Origin of the sequence: Agrobacterium sp. ICMP 6402 (genome assembly GCF_009498615.1) — a bacterium.
Taxonomy (GTDB): domain Bacteria; phylum Pseudomonadota; class Alphaproteobacteria; order Rhizobiales; family Rhizobiaceae; genus Agrobacterium; species Agrobacterium burrii.
On record NZ_QSNV01000001.1, the window covers coordinates 1,426,783 to 1,443,904 of the forward strand.

Annotated in this window: 14 protein-coding genes; all 14 read right to left on the reverse strand. The window is 59.4% G+C overall.

What is annotated here, in order from left to right; translation table 11 throughout:
- Positions 1 to 17: 17 nt before the first annotated feature.
- Entirely contained in the window at positions 18 to 2,519 is a 2,502-nt protein-coding gene (locus tag DXT96_RS07240) for a hypothetical protein (RefSeq protein WP_153513992.1), read from the reverse strand.
- Positions 2,516 to 4,111: a hypothetical protein gene (locus DXT96_RS07245; protein WP_153513993.1), complete on the reverse strand. Its 1,596-nt coding sequence runs from the start codon at positions 4,109 to 4,111 to the stop codon at positions 2,516 to 2,518. Before DXT96_RS07245 ends, DXT96_RS07240 begins: the two co-directional genes overlap by 4 nt.
- Complete coding sequence (locus DXT96_RS27375; protein ID WP_371418803.1) at positions 4,108 to 6,906, reverse strand: transglycosylase SLT domain-containing protein; 2,799 nt, start codon at positions 6,904 to 6,906, stop codon at positions 4,108 to 4,110. Before DXT96_RS27375 ends, DXT96_RS07245 begins: the two co-directional genes overlap by 4 nt.
- 1 nt (position 6,907) lies before the next feature.
- A complete protein-coding gene (locus DXT96_RS07255) occupies positions 6,908 to 7,465 on the reverse strand; it encodes a hypothetical protein (RefSeq protein ID WP_153513994.1) in 558 nt (185 codons plus the stop codon).
- A complete protein-coding gene (locus tag DXT96_RS07260; RefSeq protein WP_153513995.1) occupies positions 7,465 to 9,543 on the reverse strand; it encodes a hypothetical protein in 2,079 nt (692 codons plus the stop codon). Before DXT96_RS07260 ends, DXT96_RS07255 begins: the two co-directional genes overlap by 1 nt.
- On the reverse strand, positions 9,543 to 10,196 hold the full coding sequence (locus DXT96_RS07265) for a hypothetical protein (protein WP_153513996.1): 654 nt from the start codon (positions 10,194 to 10,196) through the stop codon (positions 9,543 to 9,545). The genes DXT96_RS07260 and DXT96_RS07265 overlap by 1 nt, the downstream gene beginning before the upstream one ends.
- Positions 10,197 to 10,271: 75 nt before the next feature.
- Complete coding sequence (locus DXT96_RS07270) at positions 10,272 to 10,544, reverse strand: hypothetical protein (protein WP_153513997.1); 273 nt, start codon at positions 10,542 to 10,544, stop codon at positions 10,272 to 10,274.
- Positions 10,545 to 10,605: 61 nt separating this feature from the next.
- A complete protein-coding gene (locus tag DXT96_RS07275; RefSeq protein ID WP_153513998.1) occupies positions 10,606 to 11,535 on the reverse strand; it encodes a phage capsid protein in 930 nt (309 codons plus the stop codon).
- A gap of 156 nt (positions 11,536 to 11,691) precedes the next feature.
- A complete protein-coding gene (locus DXT96_RS07280) occupies positions 11,692 to 12,642 on the reverse strand; it encodes a hypothetical protein (RefSeq protein ID WP_153513999.1) in 951 nt (316 codons plus the stop codon).
- Complete coding sequence (locus DXT96_RS07285; protein WP_153514000.1) at positions 12,639 to 13,022, reverse strand: hypothetical protein; 384 nt, start codon at positions 13,020 to 13,022, stop codon at positions 12,639 to 12,641. The genes DXT96_RS07280 and DXT96_RS07285 overlap by 4 nt, the downstream gene beginning before the upstream one ends.
- Positions 13,022 to 14,641: a portal protein gene (locus tag DXT96_RS07290; protein WP_153514001.1), complete on the reverse strand. Its 1,620-nt coding sequence runs from the start codon at positions 14,639 to 14,641 to the stop codon at positions 13,022 to 13,024. Before DXT96_RS07290 ends, DXT96_RS07285 begins: the two co-directional genes overlap by 1 nt.
- The gene (locus DXT96_RS07295; RefSeq protein WP_153514002.1) at positions 14,641 to 14,874 is read right to left on the reverse strand and encodes a hypothetical protein; all 234 of its coding nucleotides are present in this window, start codon (positions 14,872 to 14,874) and stop codon (positions 14,641 to 14,643) included. The genes DXT96_RS07290 and DXT96_RS07295 overlap by 1 nt, the downstream gene beginning before the upstream one ends.
- Entirely contained in the window at positions 14,819 to 15,253 is a 435-nt protein-coding gene (locus tag DXT96_RS07300) for a hypothetical protein (protein WP_153514003.1), read from the reverse strand. Before DXT96_RS07300 ends, DXT96_RS07295 begins: the two co-directional genes overlap by 56 nt.
- A complete protein-coding gene (locus DXT96_RS07305) occupies positions 15,250 to 16,863 on the reverse strand; it encodes a hypothetical protein (RefSeq protein WP_153514004.1) in 1,614 nt (537 codons plus the stop codon). The genes DXT96_RS07300 and DXT96_RS07305 overlap by 4 nt, the downstream gene beginning before the upstream one ends.
- Positions 16,864 to 17,122: the final 259 nt, after the last annotated feature.

Here is a 17,122-nt window from a genome sequence, read left to right on the forward strand (position 1 = left end):
AAATTAAAAGCTATACTCTAATCTGTCCCCAACGCAGTTTCAGGATTGGGAAGCCGCCGGAACGTCAGTTCGCCAGGTTCCCACCAGTGCGAGGCTTTCGCTTTCTGGGATTTGAAGCTTTTGTCCGCGTCCGGATCCAGCAACCATTGCAGTTGATCGACAAAGGCCCGGCGATACCAGTTCCGCGTCGCAGGGTGCGAAGACAGGATCGGCGTGTAGCGTCCGACATATTTTGCAGCGGCACGACCCACCTTTTGATCTTCCGGGTAGATGATGGACTGAATGCCTTTCAAGGTGAGGTCAGCAGTATCGGCGATGAAGGCACCACCAATACCACCCAGCGTGGCGACAAGGCTTTGCCCGTAGCGGTTTTCTGACTTGTCGACGAAGTCGGCGAACAGGCCGCCGCCGCCACCCTTGACGAAGGCTTTCACCCAGAAGGCATTTTCCGTCATGTCCTCCGGATCCTTGCCATTCAGAACATTGAGGATCTGGATGTAGAACGCCGCTCCCATTGTTAGCGGAACGGCCATAGCCGCGAAATATCCGGACCCGCGCGCAACCCGGCCAGCAGTGCTTTTCGAAAGCATTGAATAAACATACATCGCTTCCATCTGCCGCGCGGTGAAGCTCATGCCGAAGCTCATGAACTGGGAACCGAATTCGGCAATTTCACCCAAAATGGTGCCCCGCTCGACCTTGCCCGTCAGCACGCTCTTGATGCGCGGATCTCCAGCCGGCACTGATCGTTCCTGCCATTGCTGGATCAGCTCAGCATATTTCTCGGCAAGCGTCCGATCGCCAGTTTTCGCAAAAACGCCGCCCGGATCCAGAAAGCCCATATTGTCGACGCCGGCACGCATTTTATGCCAGTCGTCAGGCGTGATGCCGAAACCTTCCATGGCCCGCTGCAGAAGCGGGTTAAGGTCGATCCAGTCTGTATCTTTTTCAGCCAGGCCGCCCAGCGTCTCATGCCAGGCCGTCGCCTCGAGACGCTTGCGGGCATCGGTCAGGGGCGAAAGAGCGTTCCAGGTCAGCGACCGATCGACAAGATAACGGCTCCATTCATGGCCAAACATCTGATCGACGAAACGCGCACTTTCATTCATCGTGTGCAGATAATCGTCCCAGATCATTGCCCGGCGCGCCATCGCCTTTCGATCGCCGTCGCTGGCGAAGCGCTTGAGGATGCCGCCAAAGCCACGCACGACCGGCAGGCCCGCCAGGCGACGGGAAGCGGCGGCAACGAACGGATCCGTCGCGGCCGCGAGAATGCCGGTCGATCCGAGCGCCGCCGACGTCGCGAGGTTACGGATATCGCCCGCCCATTGCGCCGGCGCATCCAATACCGTCTCACGGCCCCGCAAGGCCCGCCAGAGGCTGTCCACGCGATATTCGGCCATCTTGACGGCAGACATGCCCGGAACCTTCACGCCCTCGATATTGAGGGCTCCAGACTGGCGCTTGCCAATATCGACTTGAACGGCCTGCTTAAGCCATTCCATGGTCGCATCCGGGTTCGGCCCGAAACGCTCCATGGCGGCAATATCGCGCGCCACGCCGTTGATGTGGTTGAAAATCGAGCCGATCGCATCGGAGCTACCGAACTGCTCGTTATAGGTCAGCCAGCTTTTTGCATCCTTAAAAATCAGGAAGCGGCTGTCCTGGTACTTGCTGGCAACCTTGCCTTTCCCGAACTTACGCCCCTCCGGACGCCGATGCGCCCAGCCATCGGAAGTGATCGTTTCGAATACATAATCAAGCGAACTATCGAGGCCGTTGGCGCCAATCACCTCCCCCGTGTTCGGATTGGTCATGTTCTCCGGATCGAGCAACGGCCGGATGAAATCTTTCCAGCGCTGACGCGCCTCCTCCGGCGTTCGGCCCAGCTTGCGGATCGCACGACGGTTATGGCTGTGCACGATGCCCCAGTCCTGCCGCTTCGGAATATTCCCGCCGGCATCATTGAAGCGCAGACGCAGATCCTCGAGGACGCCGGTAAGAGCACCGGCAAGCGCTTTGGCGGTCGGGTTGCTCACATGCTCGCCATGCATGGCAGTGATGAGGTCAGGTATATCGACCTTGTTCAAACGACGGCCGAGACCCTTTGAGCGTCGGAAATGATACATCACATCCGAAAGCTGGCGATGGGCCAGGGCAATGATTGCGTTGGCCTTGCCGGCCATGCTCTGGGTGCCTTTGAAGCCATTATGGATCATGAGCGACAAAACCGCATCGAGCTTATCCGGACGGCCGCTCTTGTTGCGATAATTCTCGATGAAGCCTGCCAGATCCTTGCGGGCGGCCTCCGTCAGATTTACCTGCCGGCGCATCTCCTTGGCATCGGCGCGCAAGGCAGCCGCCACCTCATCGCGCGCTGCAGCCATTGCCTCCCGCTCCGGCATGGCCGTGCGCTTGCTGTTAAAGCGGGCATCATAATAGCGGTGCAGTTCATCCGCCTGGCGCGAGTTGATCGCCCCCTGTGCAACGGCGGATGCCAGACAATCACGCAAGCTCATAATTTACATGCCTCCAATAGATCGGCGAGGAATTCAGGTTCTGACGCGATCTCCAGCGCTTCACGGGCGGAAACCACGCTCACCTTGCCGTCACCATCCTCGATCGCCATAAAGTCGAAATAGTTTTCAGGATTACCATTCGCATCGCGCGCGGGCTCAGCGAGCTCGCCGGCGCGGATCTCGGCATTAAGCATGCTGGCATCGTCCAGCGGCTCTGCGACGTTGCGCGGGCGGATCGTCTGTTCCTGCAGCGACTGCACCGATGACGACGCCCCTGCAGGATCTTCCATCTGGCGTGCCGCCGGCTGGGGCGAAATAGCCCGATCGGAGACAGCATCCGCCGCCGCTTCTACCCGCGAAGCGGCAGCATCGATGCGCCGCGACGCATCGGCAACGTCAGATGCGAAAAAGGTGTCGGCGATATCGTCGATCGCGTTTGCATCGCCGCTATATATCCGCTCGTAATCATCCGGCTGCATCGTCAACAGGCGGCCGGCCTCCTGTTCGGCAAGCATGCGCTCGACGATCTCCGGAGGCGGAAAATTGTCCGGATCCGCCGCATATCGCTCAGCTGCCTGCATGACCTCGATCTGGGCGGGCGTCGCATCCGAAGACACCACGTATTCGTCCAGTACCCGATCTTCGAAGCTGCGATTGATGAGATCAAGCTTTTCCGGCGTGAGATCGACATTCATGGCTTTCGCCATGGCCTCGATATCACCAGGCTGGGGGTTGCCATCAAGGACGCGCGCGACGATATCTTCGCCGCCTTTCCCCATGCGATAGATCCGGGCCAGTTCCGAACCGCCTTGGATAGACCCGCCAAACAGCGAACCGAACACCGCCGCAACGCCGGCGTTCTGCAGCATATCACCCATGCCATGCTCGAGGCCGGCAGCGCGCTTGCGCTCCTGGCTTAGCCCCTGCAGGACCAGCTCTTGCCCACCGTTCAATAGCGCTTCCGTCAGGACGGTCTTGCCGATCCGGCCCGCAACCGTTCCGGAAGTCGCACCGCCAGCACCAAACATTGCCATGCCCCATTGCGTCGGATCTCTGGCCGCCCCTCGCAACCCGCCGGCGAGCTGCGCGCCCAATCGGCCTGCAGCACCGAGCTCGGGCGAATTCAACGCGTCCTGTGACGCCTTCTCGGCATCACGCATCACCTGATTGTGCGCTTCTTCGACGCTGGTAGACAAAACCTGCTCGATTTCCTGCCGATATTTTCCCGACAGTGAAAGCGCTCTTGCGTTGAATTCTTCCTCTCGAGACGCCCTGGTTTCATCATCGACAGAAGAAAACGCGGTACCGCCACCACCCAGTGACATCGCCATGACGGCAGCGCGATCCGGATCCAGATCTACAGCCGCCGCCTCGCGCATGGGATTGGGCAGCGTCTGACCGGTTATATCGGCGATAAGCTTGATGCGCTCTTCATAAGCTTTATCGAGCCCATAATAGTCCGCGTTCGTGTTCTCGATCAGCCGCATGGTTTCATCAGTAGCGCCGGCAGCCTTCGTCCAGGCCTCACCCCAGTTTTCCGGCCCACCCGAGCGGCTCGCGGGCAATTCAGTGACATTAGGTAACTGGATCATCGATATGCCCCCGGGACACGCGCACCGAGCTTGCCACGCATGCCGGCAAGATCGAGCACGACGGGATTACCGTCCTTGTCAGCGATGAACTGCGGCGAGCTGCTGGAAAGGTCACCAAGCGCAAATGCGTAACCACCATTGACCGCAATCGGCGCGGCCTTCTGAAAATCACGCGCCGTCCAGGTGCGGCCGTTCTTCGCCACCACCTTCCCCACGTCGCCATCCTCGAGCGCATCGATGAGATCGCCGAACTTGTCAGCGCGGATCGACGGCGGCACGAGGATCTGTCGCGCGCGGGAAAAGACGCCGCCACCAAATTTCGTGAAGCCCCCGAACTGGACACCGTTGGAAAAGCTGGCGCCTGCTGCCTCCTGATAGGCCCTTTCGTAAAAAGGCCGCGCATCCTCTTTTTTGGGATCAACGCCGGCTTCGTAAAGACGCTTGCGCGCGATCGCGGCGGCCGCCTCATCCAGCCGGTTCACCTCTGCAGGAGAAAACTGCAGCGCGTCGCCGGCGATCTTTTGCGCGACCGGAATGCGCTTTGTATTGGGAATATCCGCATAGGCCTTCCCCTCCGGACTTTTGCCGAAACCGGAAATGAGATCGAGCGCCGCCTGCTTATTGCCACCAGCTGCAACCAGTCCGCCGGAAAGAGCAACCGCCGGTGCAGCCTCTCCTAATTCTCGCAGCACCCGATCGGCATCACGGCCGGCAGCATCGACGAGGCCGGCGGCGATAGCCAGCCCCTTCGCCGGATCTGCTTTCACCGCGGCCTCGATCTGCTCGGCCTCTCCCGGACGGAAGTATCGCGGCGAAACACCAAAATGTTGCCCCGCGGCGTTCGATGCATTGATGCGCTCTGAGAAGGCACCCGATACCATTGCGGGATCAACGTCACCATCCAGTATCAAGCCCTCCGAAACCGGCAGCACGCCGAAGCGCTCGGCAACACCGAGCGGGTCGCTCTGAAGTTCCTTGCGATGCTCCGCGATCGCCTTGCGGGCAAAATCGATATCGTCAGCCGTCGCATTCTCTCCCAGGATCGTCTTGACGGATTTTTCAACATCGCCGATCGGCTGAGTGCGAATGGCGTTGGAAACCTTCATCCGCGTGAGCGTTGAAGAAACGATCTCCTTGCCACGCGGGGCCGTGCCGGCATCGAGCTGGAAACGCGCCAGTTCGTCAGCGCCAACCGGGAGGCCACGGGCTATGCGCTTTGCCATCTCCTCCCCGCGCTTCTCGAGGTCGGCGTTCGATTTGGTGTCCTGTGTACGGCGGGCGCTTTCGGCTCCTGTCAGACCTTTATCGATCGCGTCCCAATCATCGGCCGTCACGCCATCCAGCTTTCCAGCGGCATAGTCGCGCTGCATGTCCGCGCGCATGTTTTTAATCTTGTCGGCGTTCATGGTGGACGCCTGCTTCGTGTAAAAACCAACAGTGAGATCCGAGCGGCTTTTTCGCTTGGCCTTTTCCGCCTCCGCCACCGTCAGCACACCACGCGCAACGGCGCTGTCATAGTGTGCGTCGATCGTCGATTGCGTGTCTGCCAGCGCCGCGCCGGCCGCGTCATCGTCCACCTTGAGGCCGGCAAGCTGCTGGCTTTTACGATTTTCCAGATCATCGACGCGGCCAAGAAAATCGACACGGTTTGCGGCGTCGGCACGCTCTTTCTGATCCGCCCTGGCTTTACTCAACAGGGCCGCAGATCGCTTATTATAAGCGGCAGTATATTCGGGCGCGATTTCCTCAAAGACATTATCGCGGAGATCCGCCGTCAGATTTTCCGACAATGCCTTTTCGAGCATCGCCGGATCATCCTTGTAATGCTCATAAACCGCCTGCTGGTTTTGCACCATGGCAGCATCAGCCATCTCGAGATAAGTGCGGGTTCCCTTGACGTCGAAAGCACGGCCATAAACCGTGTCACGGCCGGACGGGCGAAACGTGCCTACCCTACCCGACGTCACAGTCACATCCTCGCGGACAGGGGTAACGGAAACCGGCTCAACAGACGACGCCGACGGCAGCTTGTCGTAGGAGCCACCGCCGGGAGCAACTTTCGATATCCACTTGCTCGCAAACTGGCCGGCCGTCATATCGGCAGTTCCACCGTTCAGACGCACTGCATCATGGCCTACGACTTCGACGGCCAGGGCATTTGGGTTTGCGAGCAGCTTCGAGGCCCCACCCGCCCCTTGCTGATGTGCAAGGTATAACTCTCCCGCACTAGGGTCGCGGCCGAGTGTATTTCGCAAATGATTGCGATTGTCACGCATCAGCCGAGCGGCAGCATCTGACGCTTGCGCGGGATCATAGCGGTCTCGCAACCCGTATTGCCCGGCGGTCTTGTCGACGAATTGAAAAAGCCCACCTGCCGATGAGCTGCCGTTCTTTGCGTAAGGATTGAACGAGCTCTCAATGCCGGCGATTTCCGTCAAGGCGTGGGGGTCGACACCGTTACGCACCGCCGCGTCGGCAATCATCGTCCGGAGCTCGGCGGGCGGCACCTTCACGCGCACCCCACTTGAGACTTTCTCGCCTGAATATCCGCCACCCGTCATGACGGAGGCCGTTGGCGAACCCTCCAGCGCCGCGCGTCTGCCAGCGAGTTCGCCGGCACGCTCCGCCTCGCGATCGGCACGCTGGCCGAAATCATCAGCCATGCGGGCAAGGCCCGCCGCTACCTTGCGCTCGAGATCACCGCCCTCGCGTGATACCGAGAGCAACCCCTCACTCAAGAGTGGCTGCGCGTGGAATGGCTTATAGGATACAGGATCCAGCCGTCTATTTGCCATGTCAGTACCTGTCTGCGATGGAAGTTGCACCCTTGAGGCCGGTCAATGCGGCATCAACCATGGCCGACCGCTTTGCGCGCGACGCCCTCTTTCGATACTCAGCCTCGCGCTCCTGCAGGCGGCCGACACGCGTCTGCTCAGTTCCCACATCTGAGGTGACGGCGAGATCAGTCTGCCGGAAGGCTTCTTTTCGCGCCTGCGTCGGCGTACCGAAGGAAAGGTCAACACCGGATGCCGCATAGGCAACATCCTGCTCTCCGATACTCTCCATCATCTGCTGCTTGATCGCTGTACGACGGTTGATGCCCTGCAGCGTCTCCAGAGGCACTTCGCGGGCGGCATCGTCAGCAGCTGCATTTAATGCGGCCTCATCCGCTTTGCCGGCGTTGAACGACTGAACGATACCAAGCACAGTTGCTGTACCCTGCAGCAACGTCGAGAGAGAAAACCCAGCAGCAGCTGGTGCAGCTGCAGCTACGGTGGTGCCGGCGGCAGCGCCCGCAGCTGCAGCACCGCCTCCCGAGAAAATAGAACTCACAAAGCTCGCAGCCAATTCCATTACAGTTTCACCCCCGCGATGTAATCCCGCACGCGCAGCCGTCCAGGCCGCACCTGCGTAATGGTCAGTGTCGGATCCATGCAGACACCAATCAGGCCGGCAACGGTCCTATGCCCGGTGAAATTCTGCTTTTGGGCGTCAAGGTTGTCGTTCGCGAGCTGCAGCGGCACCTCACGCGCGACACGACCATTCGCGCCAACTGCAATACTGGCCGCATCCTCGAGATAAAGACGTGCCGAAACCACCTTGCCCGGACGCCGCACGACGTCGTCATTTGGAAGCACCCGCACATAGGGCATGCTTTCATAGATTGGAGCCGTCCAGACACCGACGATTGCCGGCCGTCCTGCAACATCGGTCTGAAACGAGCCACTTGAAACAACAAATGGCCCATGGATATCGTCATCGATTTCCGCCCAGACAGTCTTGCCCTCAAACATCGCGAGCCCGGCAACCGCACCGGCAAGGTCCGTCGTCGTGGAAACAGTCGTCTGGAAAAGACTATCTTCCTGCTCCACAAGCAATTCGCGGCTGTAAACGCCGTTTCGGTCGACTGTGATCCACACGCGATCGAGACCATCGACAGAGATACCACGCACAAAGCCGTTGCCAGCAACCGGCCATTCACATGCAGCAAGTCGGATATCCTGGCTGACATTGGCCGCACAGCAGATGAGGCGGCCATCCTCACGCAACAACCAAAGCCGATCGCCGCTCATATTGCCGCTCTTGCGCTGCACTATCATCCGGCCGATGTCCGACACGATATCGTTGTTGAGATCGTTGACGGGAGATGGCTGGAATGCTTCCGATACAGCATCGTAACTGGCAGAATAAAGCCTGCCGCCATCACGCGAAACGAAATATATGGTGCTATCCATCAAGACGGGCTTGCACCCCTTCTTCGTGCCGATCGCAGATGCGCGCACCCAGTTCAATGGCTTCCCGCGCTCGACCGTACGGTTTGAGGCAAAATATTCCGCCCTGTCGGTAAACACGACCAGATAAGTCGCATCCAGCGCATAGAGCGCAGTTTCGGAAACCTCTGTCCGCAATGCCTCGAGGCGAGCAGCATTCTCCGACTGGCTTTCAATATTGAGATCGAAATACTCACCGATGCGCGACATGCCAATCGCGGCCGGCTTTGCCTTCGGTGCAATGTAAATTGACCGATCCTGATAATTGGTCATGCCGGAGAAACCCCCGCGAGCAGAGGAAATCAGCGGCTCGCCGGATGTTTCGCCGATGCTGGAATGCGTGGCGAGCGCAGACATTTCTGAGGTATTCACAATCGACGCATCGAGATCGTATTCGGCACCCTGCAGAATTCCTGAAAAACGGACTTGAATACGATGGAAAGTGGAGGAGCCACCGAGATCACTGACAGATACCCCCGACACAAACCCTGGCAGCGCTGCGATAGCCGCCCGCATGCTGTTGGCAAACGCTCCCCAGTCGCCAGATCCGGGAGCAGCACCCATCGAAACAGCAGCCGTGGTTGAGCCTTCGACGGTGAGCGAGACGACGACATTGTCGACGCCGGATCCCCAACGGAAGTAAATCTCCCAAACATCATCGGTCTTGGCATAATCCCCGCCAAGATCAACGTCGGGAATAAACTGAAACGGCCAGGCGGAAACCGTCCATAGCGCATCATTCGCCGCGTTGCGCAGCAAACGGATACCGTTCCATATCGACGGATGAAAAATTCCAACGGTGTTGGCCTCACCGTAAAACTCGATCTCAGGCAAGATCTGCGCCGTAATCTGGGGCACAGCGACGGTCGCGACCTTCACCAGATCCTGTCTCCAGATTTCCACCTGCCCCGCCATGAAAAACAGAGTGTAGGAAAGCGACGAGCTCACGGTGAGTGTGGTCTGCACAACCGGCACGGCAGCAGCAAGTCCAGCAAGCCGGGAGCCGGGCAACAGCGAAAAACCACTTTGCGGAATAGGCTCGAAACCCAGCATGCGTTTTGCGCCGGAATAATATTGCTTGAGGTTGACCTTCCCGAGAAGGCTTTGCGCAAGCTGGCCCGCATTGGCGGAGCTTTTCAGTTGTCCCGCAACACGCGCCATCAAAATTCTCCGTGCCAGGGAAGCGAGCCTCGCCCGCCGGCATGATGAACAGCAGTCAGCGGATCTGACGCCATAAAATCAGTGCCGATCGGCGCGGCCGTTTTGTCCTGCGCCATCAGGCGGCCGAACATGCCGCCCGTCCCTTCACGCGACGGCGTGCCGAATGCCTGGGTGAATTTCTGATCCTGCAGATCCGCATCCTGCCAAACCGGAACTGCAAGATACCCGCCGAGCGCAACAATGAAGGCGGAGCGGAAGGGCGGATCCCAGTAATCAGGATCCACAAGCACCTTGCACTGCGACCAGGTGTCCGGAACATTCGCGAAAAGCAGCCCCTCCTCGAGCGCGAAATTTCGCAATGTGCGGGGATTGCTTCCGGCACTTTCAAGGTTGCAAAGCGGTGGGCCTAGACGATTACCGGGCAATTCGAAGGCGTAAGCCCAGCCGTTCTCCGGACGGTTAACAAGACGTCTGTTTTTGAACGTTTTTTTTGAAAAGCTCCAGTCATGCATGCCGAAGATGTGGTCAACGGCCATCGGCCAGGTTGCCTCGATCTGCTCGGAGAGCTCAGAGCCATCGTCGACAGAGAACATGCTGCCGGCACCAATCAACGTCAGCGCCTGGTTGATGATCGTCGTCTTGTTGATTGCCATGACCACCGCCCGAAAAAAAGAAAACCGTGGCCAGAGAATACCGGCCACGGCCCATCGTTGAGTGCGCGCCGAAGATCACGCCGGATTTGTAACATCCGTGACGGTGATATTCCCGGTTGCGGGAACAGTCGCCAACATCAAACGGGCAAATCCGGGCGCGCCGTCCACATCGAAGACGGCATTGATGATTGACGCTTTGGTGAGAGCCGCGCGGCTTTCATTGAAGTAACCGGCCGCGATCATCTCCGCCTTGGTGTGGTTCGTCGCATAGTCGAAGGTATGGACCTTCACGTTGCCGGTCAGGGTGATCGAGTTGGATCGGCGCAACTGGCTTTTCACATGTGCCATTTCAGTTTCCCATGAAGGAGAGAAGGACTTCGCCGGTCATCCGGCGAAGCGATTGGGCTGATTAGATGCGCACGGCACTCTTGATGGCGAGATTGCGGACGCGCTTGATGCCTTCCGGCAGGATGCCGATCGAGGCGCTGGAAAGCTGCACCTTGCAGACATAGGGTGTGCCTTCGTAATCCGGCAGGGGATCCATGGTCATGTTTTCCTGATCCCACCAAGTCTCGGAACCAAGAGCTTCCTTCGTCCACATGAACGTGTCGAGATAGTTGGATCCGGTAAATCCGGGAGTACCGGGCACGTATCCACCCGAGCCGTAGGTGAAATACTCATCCGGCATGGTGAAGATATGCACGCCACGGAACGTCTTGCGAATGACCTTGCTGGCCTTCGCAAATGGCAGATCGGACGGCCCCTGATAATCCGAGTTATTGAATTCCTTGTACATCAGGAGCTGGGACATCCAGACATTCGGGATCGGCCAGAAAACCTCGTCATCAGAGCCGGCGCCGGAGATCTGGTCGATGGCGTCGATCGCGTTCAGCAGATCCACACGCGCCGTGCCGTCGCCGATCGTCTGGATTGCGTTCGGCGTGTCGGAGAGCGATGCGCCGGCGTTGGCGAAATCGTTAAGCGCATCGAGCTTGATACGATCCTTCTTCCGGCGTTGCGATTTGGTGAGGTCATCCGCAAGCTTCGCCTTGAGGCTCGGCCCCATTCGCTTTTCATCCTGCATGCGGAAATAGACTGTCGCTTCGTAATCCTTGGTGACGAGTGTCACCATGTCGAGATTGACGGCAGACGGAGAGACCTTGTTGATTGCACCGGTCAACTCGTACATATCGACGCGACCGCCGCCGACCGGATACTTGACCGTGCCGGCGGAGCTTTCGCCCGGCAGCGTGGTGCCATCGAGATAACCGCCCTTGGCCTGGTAGCGGGCGCGAACAAGACCTTTGATCTCTTCGCGGAACCATGTGGAAACAGGCATTGAAAACCCTCTTCTGTGAAGTGATGGACGAAATCACCGTGAGGGCCGATTAGCCGGGCATTACCGGGTCCGGTGAAGGATAGCCAGCATGCCGCCCAGGTCGCTCCCGTCCGGTAGCAGGCAAATCATGCCAGCGGACGGGAGCAGTTAAGTGCGTCAGTCGGGATAGGCGCGTTTCAGGTCTGCCTGAAGCTGCTCATAGCTCTGCTGATTGAACTGGGGGCTGCCCCACGTGTTTTCAGGAAGCCCCTGCCGGCGAGCGATATCCGCCTTTATATCGGAGCCACCACCACCGCCAAATTGCATGGCTGGGCCATTGCCCTGCCCGCCGCCGGCAACGCCTCGGATCCATTCGAACATGCGATGGCCTTTGGCACTGTCGCCGAGCATCGCCTTGGCAAATTCGATGTCATCTTTAGCCAAGCCACCGTTTTCGGCTCCCTTGGCGGCAACGCTGTCGAGAAATGCATAATTTTCATTCATGCGCTTTTCGACGGCCACACGCTGCTCACCCTCCGGCAAGTGCTTGGCGACGTCCGGGACGAGCGCGGCCCGCTCCGCCTTCTCGTCAACGATCGGCTCCATCAGACCCATTTCGGACGAGACCGACAGGAACTGCTGGACCATGCCCTGATAAACGGGCAATGGAACCTTATGATCGAAAGCGTACTGCTGCATGCGAGCCGTTATAGGATCACCCTTCAGCGTTTCTAGATGCGGCCGGATCGCGTCCGGAATGTCACCGGAAAACTCCGCATAAGCTTCGGGAGTGCCACCCACCTTGTTGCTGGCGTCCCTGTCACGGTAACCGTCGAGCGCCTTTTTCATGTTGTCGATCGTCTCGTTATTGCTCTTGCCAACGAGATGATCCGCTATTCCTTCCGGCTTGTAGATATCTCCGGCGGGCGGAGACGAAGCACCCGCCGGAGGAGCGGCAGCCGATGGAGGCGGCTGCGCGCCCGCGTCGGCGGGAGGAGGTGCCGACGCGGAGGAACCTGCAGGCGGAGCAGCTGCAGCAGCATCACCGCCACCTCCCGAGCCACCGCCTTCCGAATTGAACAGCATCAGGTCAAAGAAATTGACGCCGCCTAAAAATCTGCTTTTCATGATCCAGCTCCATTCTGGTTTTGTGATTTTTCGACAAGTTTTCCACCGTGGCCGATCGCGGCCAGGATCGCTTCACCCACACCATTGATACCTTGCCGCGTTGCGGTGTTGAGCGCGGTTTCCTCAAAGGTCTGGCCGGTTGAGCGCAAAGGCATGCGCAGGGTGATATCCATCATCCATTCGAACATCGCCCGACCTTCGGCGGTGTGGTAAAGCCCGTACATGAACTTGGCGACGCCCTCATGCGGCTGCAGCGGCGCAGCCTGCATCTGCGGACGGAACAGCGCTTCCAGCCCACCCCAACCACTACCGTCTTCCGTCAGCTGCTCGAGCAGATCCATGGGCTGGGCAGCACGCTCTGGAATAAAAGGCCCAGACATCAAGCAGCCCTCCGCATGTCAGCCACGGCCAGATCCTTGAGCGCACCCGGAGCCTGCTTTGCAACCTCCGCCGCCATCATCGCCTCCATCTGCTGGCGACGCGCATCCTCTATCTTGACGAGAACTTTTTTCTTCTCGGCTTCGTCGGGAATTAGATCCTTGTCGATCTGCAAACCGTCGGCGATACGCTCCATGACCTTGTCCTGGATGAGATACAGCTCGCGCTGTTCAGGACCGGCAAAGGCCATGACCATATCGTGGTAGTTGGCAATCGCTGCGATGCGATCGGCATTGAGTGCGGCCTGCATTGGCGAACGGACATTCACCGAAACCAGCAGATCGTCCACCTTCTGGATGCTGGGCAACATGCCAAATTCCATCAGGATTTCAGCGGCTCGCGGAACGACAACGGGCATGATCTCGCGCACCAGACGGCCGAAAGCACCGATATGGATGTTGGCCCGCTGCTGCAGGCGACCCGCCATTTCGGATGCCGATCGAGGCGTCCCCTCATAGTCAGGCAGGCGTGTATCGAACATTGCCTGTTTGATCTGGCCCTGCAGATCGCCGATGAGCATCTGGGCAACATTCATGTTGCCGGTTGCGGGATCGAGACGCTGCACGTCCGGCCCAAGTACCCCGCCAGTCGACTGCATGGCCCAGAACTGACCTGGTGCCATCTGCACCGTGTTCGGATTGAAAGTGCCGCCGGCGCGATATCCCCAGATACCCAGCATGTTGATAGCGGCGCTTTTCAGGGCCAATTCCTGCGCCTTGTTCAGCGTCTTGATCGTCGGCAGCGCTGTAAGGATAACACCACGGCCATAAGCTTCGCCGGGAACGCGGTAGTAGCGCGGAATGGCAATCGGCTGGGTCCGGTAACGTTCATGCGTCACAAGCCCCAGCGTGTTGTCGATGCGTGCGCCGAAGTGCCAGCCACCGCCTGGGATGGGATCTGCCCACCAATCCTGGTAAACCGTGAATTCGTCGGAAGGCTTGGTTTTCGCCTTCTCCTTAAAATCGTCCGGAAAGCGCCCTTTCGGCCACGCATCAACAATCTGATCACGCCGCAACTGCTGCCGCCAAGACACCAGATTGACGCGGCCGAAAGCATCGGTCGAGATCGCCAGTTGATCGAAGGGAATGCAGGCAAACATGATGGGGTTGCTTGGCGTACCCTTGACCGGCAGAAGCGCTCCGGTACCGACTGCCAGATCGATGCACATTTCGTGGATGGCTGTATCCCAATCACCCGCCAGAAAGAACGGGTGAATGAGCCTCGAAACCCGCGACAGTTCGCGATTGAACTGCTTTTTTTCGGCATCCTCGAGCGCCATCGCGGCGAGTGGCCCAGCCTCGAGCTCGAACGTGGATTGCCCGGCCGGGAATAGATCCCGCTGCAGGTTACCCGCGAAATACATCGCGGACATGGGCGCGGTCATGTCGAAAAGTCGATCAGGCCCACGGGCCTTGCCGTTTGCCCCACCGCTCGGCCGACGCATTGGCACGGCGAAATCATAGGCTTCCTGATAGATCGGCGTCCAATGGGAGCGCGCGCCCCAGGTGTTATCGACACGGGTTTTCAGGGATTGGACGTCAACGTTGAAATCACCATCCATCAGGCGAGCACCGCGCTCGAGCCACCCGCATCAGTGCCGCCATCCTCGAAGAGACGACGGCCGCGAGGCGCTTTGCGGGTGGCGCCGACGGCCTGCTTGTTGCGGTTGGCCTCCGCCAGCTGGCGGTCATTCGCCACGCGCTGCAGCTGCTGGCTTTCTTCCTGCTTTTTCGTGGCGTCAGCCGCCTGCTTCTTGCCGCCGCCGCCGAAAAGGTTCTGTACGATGCCGCCCATGATGTTCCCCGTCAAAAATCCAGAGGGTTGCACCTTGGTGACGGAAGCCGACCAGGCGCGCCATGCGCACGCCACTTTCGTTGTTTTCCGTCACGAAGGTTATGACCGTCCGATTTTGGGCGAAGGCCAACAGCGTCAAATGCGCAAACCGGACGAGCTCACGCATATACGCGCGGGCGGGCGGACGTAGCGTGAGGCAGAATTCCCATCGCCCTTCATCATCCGGGACGAGATAAGCGACCGCCAACAGCTCGCCATCGATATGCATCGCAACGCTCTCGCCGTTCGATCGTTGCCAGATCGCCGCCTTACGCGCGAGCGCCCGCCCGCCCGCGCACGCGAGGCAGTCGAGCCAGGCGGCAGGACTGGTCACATTCATACGTCCCATATGCTGAAATCTCCGGGCCGCTGCAGCTTCGGCTGATTGCGGGCCAAGCGCTGCTCATGCAAGCTAACGACGCCGGCCGGCAGCGCGCTATTCGCCCCGTGCGCAATGACGTTGGCGAGGCCGATATAACCGAGCCGGCGGTATTGCTCAGCATCATGAGGATGCGAGTAAGCGTTTTTCACCACCGCCAGTTTGTCGGTACCGCCGATCGTCGCCTGCTTTGTCAGCTTGTAGTGGGCCGCAAATCCGCCCAGGATCATCTTGCAGCGAGGATCGACCAGATACCCCGGCACCCGCCCGTCGATCATCGTGGTAAGTCCCATGCGCACTGCATCCTGGCGCACACCGGGTTCGTTCGAGGGGGCTGGCATGATTGGGAAGCGCAGGGTTTTTTGCACTGTCATCGCAAAATTCATTTCGTCGTTTTCAGTGTCACCGCCGTAGAAAATCGCGGGGTCGCCATAGATCCCGATGATGGGCAGGCCGGGAAACTGGCTCATCAGCAGATCCAGCAACATCAAAGAAAACCGCGTCGGTCCCGTGCCGGGTTCCGTCACCAGCTCGGCCAGCAAACGATCCTGCCCGTTCGCCTGGGGCTGACCAATGGTCGCCGATGGAGATCCGCCGCCATCGATGCCGATCGTGATGCCACGACCAGGCGTCGGCACCAGTGGTTGGTCGGCCTTGTGAATTTTTTCGTTGTACTCTGGATAGACCGGCTTTCCGTCCTGGGCGTAACCGGGCAGGCCATGCACCATGCGGCGAGAAAGGTTTTCCGACATGGCGCGCAGATCCATCTCGTAAGCCGATCGCGGGCGGCCGACGCGGTTTTCCGCGCCGTCATCAAGGCCGCCTGGTTGGCGAAAGAAGTTATAGGCTGGGTTCTTCTTCTCGGGATCCTCCCAGCCGACCTCTTTCAGCAATGGATGGTCCACGTCCGGCGGGTTCATATCCCCCCAGAACATGCGCGGCAGGGTGATTTCGGTATCATCGACCGTCATACCCATGCGTCGCATCGCCGCCCGGCCGTCGCGGGAAACACGATCGAGCTCCGAAGGCGCAATATCCTTCACCGGAGGATATCGACCGGTACGCATGAACAGCGCACCCGGCACTTCCGGGCTCATCATGTCCACTTCGTTGCCCCACGCCATCGAGACCTCATAGCCCTTGACGAACTGCATGACGTTGCTGTCTGCGATCGCGCCGGTTTCGAGCGTGAATTCCACGATCACCTTCTCGGGACCACGATACGCCTCCCAGACCAGGTGATGCCGCACTGGGCGATCCTGCCCACCCTCATAGCCCTTATCCGGTCGCTGCCAGGGATGACCGACCGGAAACATTTCGTGCCAGCTCGCCAGCGCCGTTCGGGCGAAGTCTCGATAGGTGTCGCGAACGCAAATCAACTTCACGCGCACACGCCCGTCCCTGCACACGGGCATGTACGAGGCGGCGAGCAACGGCCCCTTGATGCAACTGGCAACGGTCTTTCCGGAGCCGGCCGGCCCCATGATGATATCGATCGGCCCCCGCGAGTGAATGAAAGCCGCACCCACCGGACCCGGCGGCACGTACCGCGCAACATCGATATTTCCCATGACCCTGAAACCCTTTCAAAACCCAGAGCCCGCGCGCCCGCGCCCCCTCTCGATCCAGAAAGATTATTTTCCGCCCGCCACCGTTAAGTCGGGCAATGGCCGAAAGGGCCGTGTGTGTGAGGCGACACACCCCATAGGGGGGCCCCGAAGGGGCTTTTCAAACCGAAGTCGCGGGCGTCTGCCCGCGTCCGCATGAACCACCCCCACCACGGGAGAGAGGCCAGCCGGTTTCCCGCCCACGCGAGGCCGGAAACCAAAC

Coding starts and splice junctions, on each gene's coding strand:
- DXT96_RS07240 (WP_153513992.1), bottom strand. CDS start 2,519: ATGAGCTTGCGTGATTGTCTGGCATCCGCCGTTGCACAGGGGGCGATC.
- DXT96_RS07245 (WP_153513993.1), bottom strand. CDS start 4,111: ATGATCCAGTTACCTAATGTCACTGAATTGCCCGCGAGCCGCTCGGGT.
- DXT96_RS27375 (WP_371418803.1), bottom strand. CDS start 6,906: ATGGCAAATAGACGGCTGGATCCTGTATCCTATAAGCCATTCCACGCG.
- DXT96_RS07255 (WP_153513994.1), bottom strand. CDS start 7,465: ATGGAATTGGCTGCGAGCTTTGTGAGTTCTATTTTCTCGGGAGGCGGT.
- DXT96_RS07260 (WP_153513995.1), bottom strand. CDS start 9,543: ATGGCGCGTGTTGCGGGACAACTGAAAAGCTCCGCCAATGCGGGCCAG.
- DXT96_RS07265 (WP_153513996.1), bottom strand. CDS start 10,196: ATGGCAATCAACAAGACGACGATCATCAACCAGGCGCTGACGTTGATT.
- DXT96_RS07270 (WP_153513997.1), bottom strand. CDS start 10,544: ATGGCACATGTGAAAAGCCAGTTGCGCCGATCCAACTCGATCACCCTG.
- DXT96_RS07275 (WP_153513998.1), bottom strand. CDS start 11,535: ATGCCTGTTTCCACATGGTTCCGCGAAGAGATCAAAGGTCTTGTTCGC.
- DXT96_RS07280 (WP_153513999.1), bottom strand. CDS start 12,642: ATGAAAAGCAGATTTTTAGGCGGCGTCAATTTCTTTGACCTGATGCTG.
- DXT96_RS07285 (WP_153514000.1), bottom strand. CDS start 13,022: ATGTCTGGGCCTTTTATTCCAGAGCGTGCTGCCCAGCCCATGGATCTG.
- DXT96_RS07290 (WP_153514001.1), bottom strand. CDS start 14,641: ATGGATGGTGATTTCAACGTTGACGTCCAATCCCTGAAAACCCGTGTC.
- DXT96_RS07295 (WP_153514002.1), bottom strand. CDS start 14,874: ATGGGCGGCATCGTACAGAACCTTTTCGGCGGCGGCGGCAAGAAGCAG.
- DXT96_RS07300 (WP_153514003.1), bottom strand. CDS start 15,253: ATGAATGTGACCAGTCCTGCCGCCTGGCTCGACTGCCTCGCGTGCGCG.
- DXT96_RS07305 (WP_153514004.1), bottom strand. CDS start 16,863: ATGGGAAATATCGATGTTGCGCGGTACGTGCCGCCGGGTCCGGTGGGT.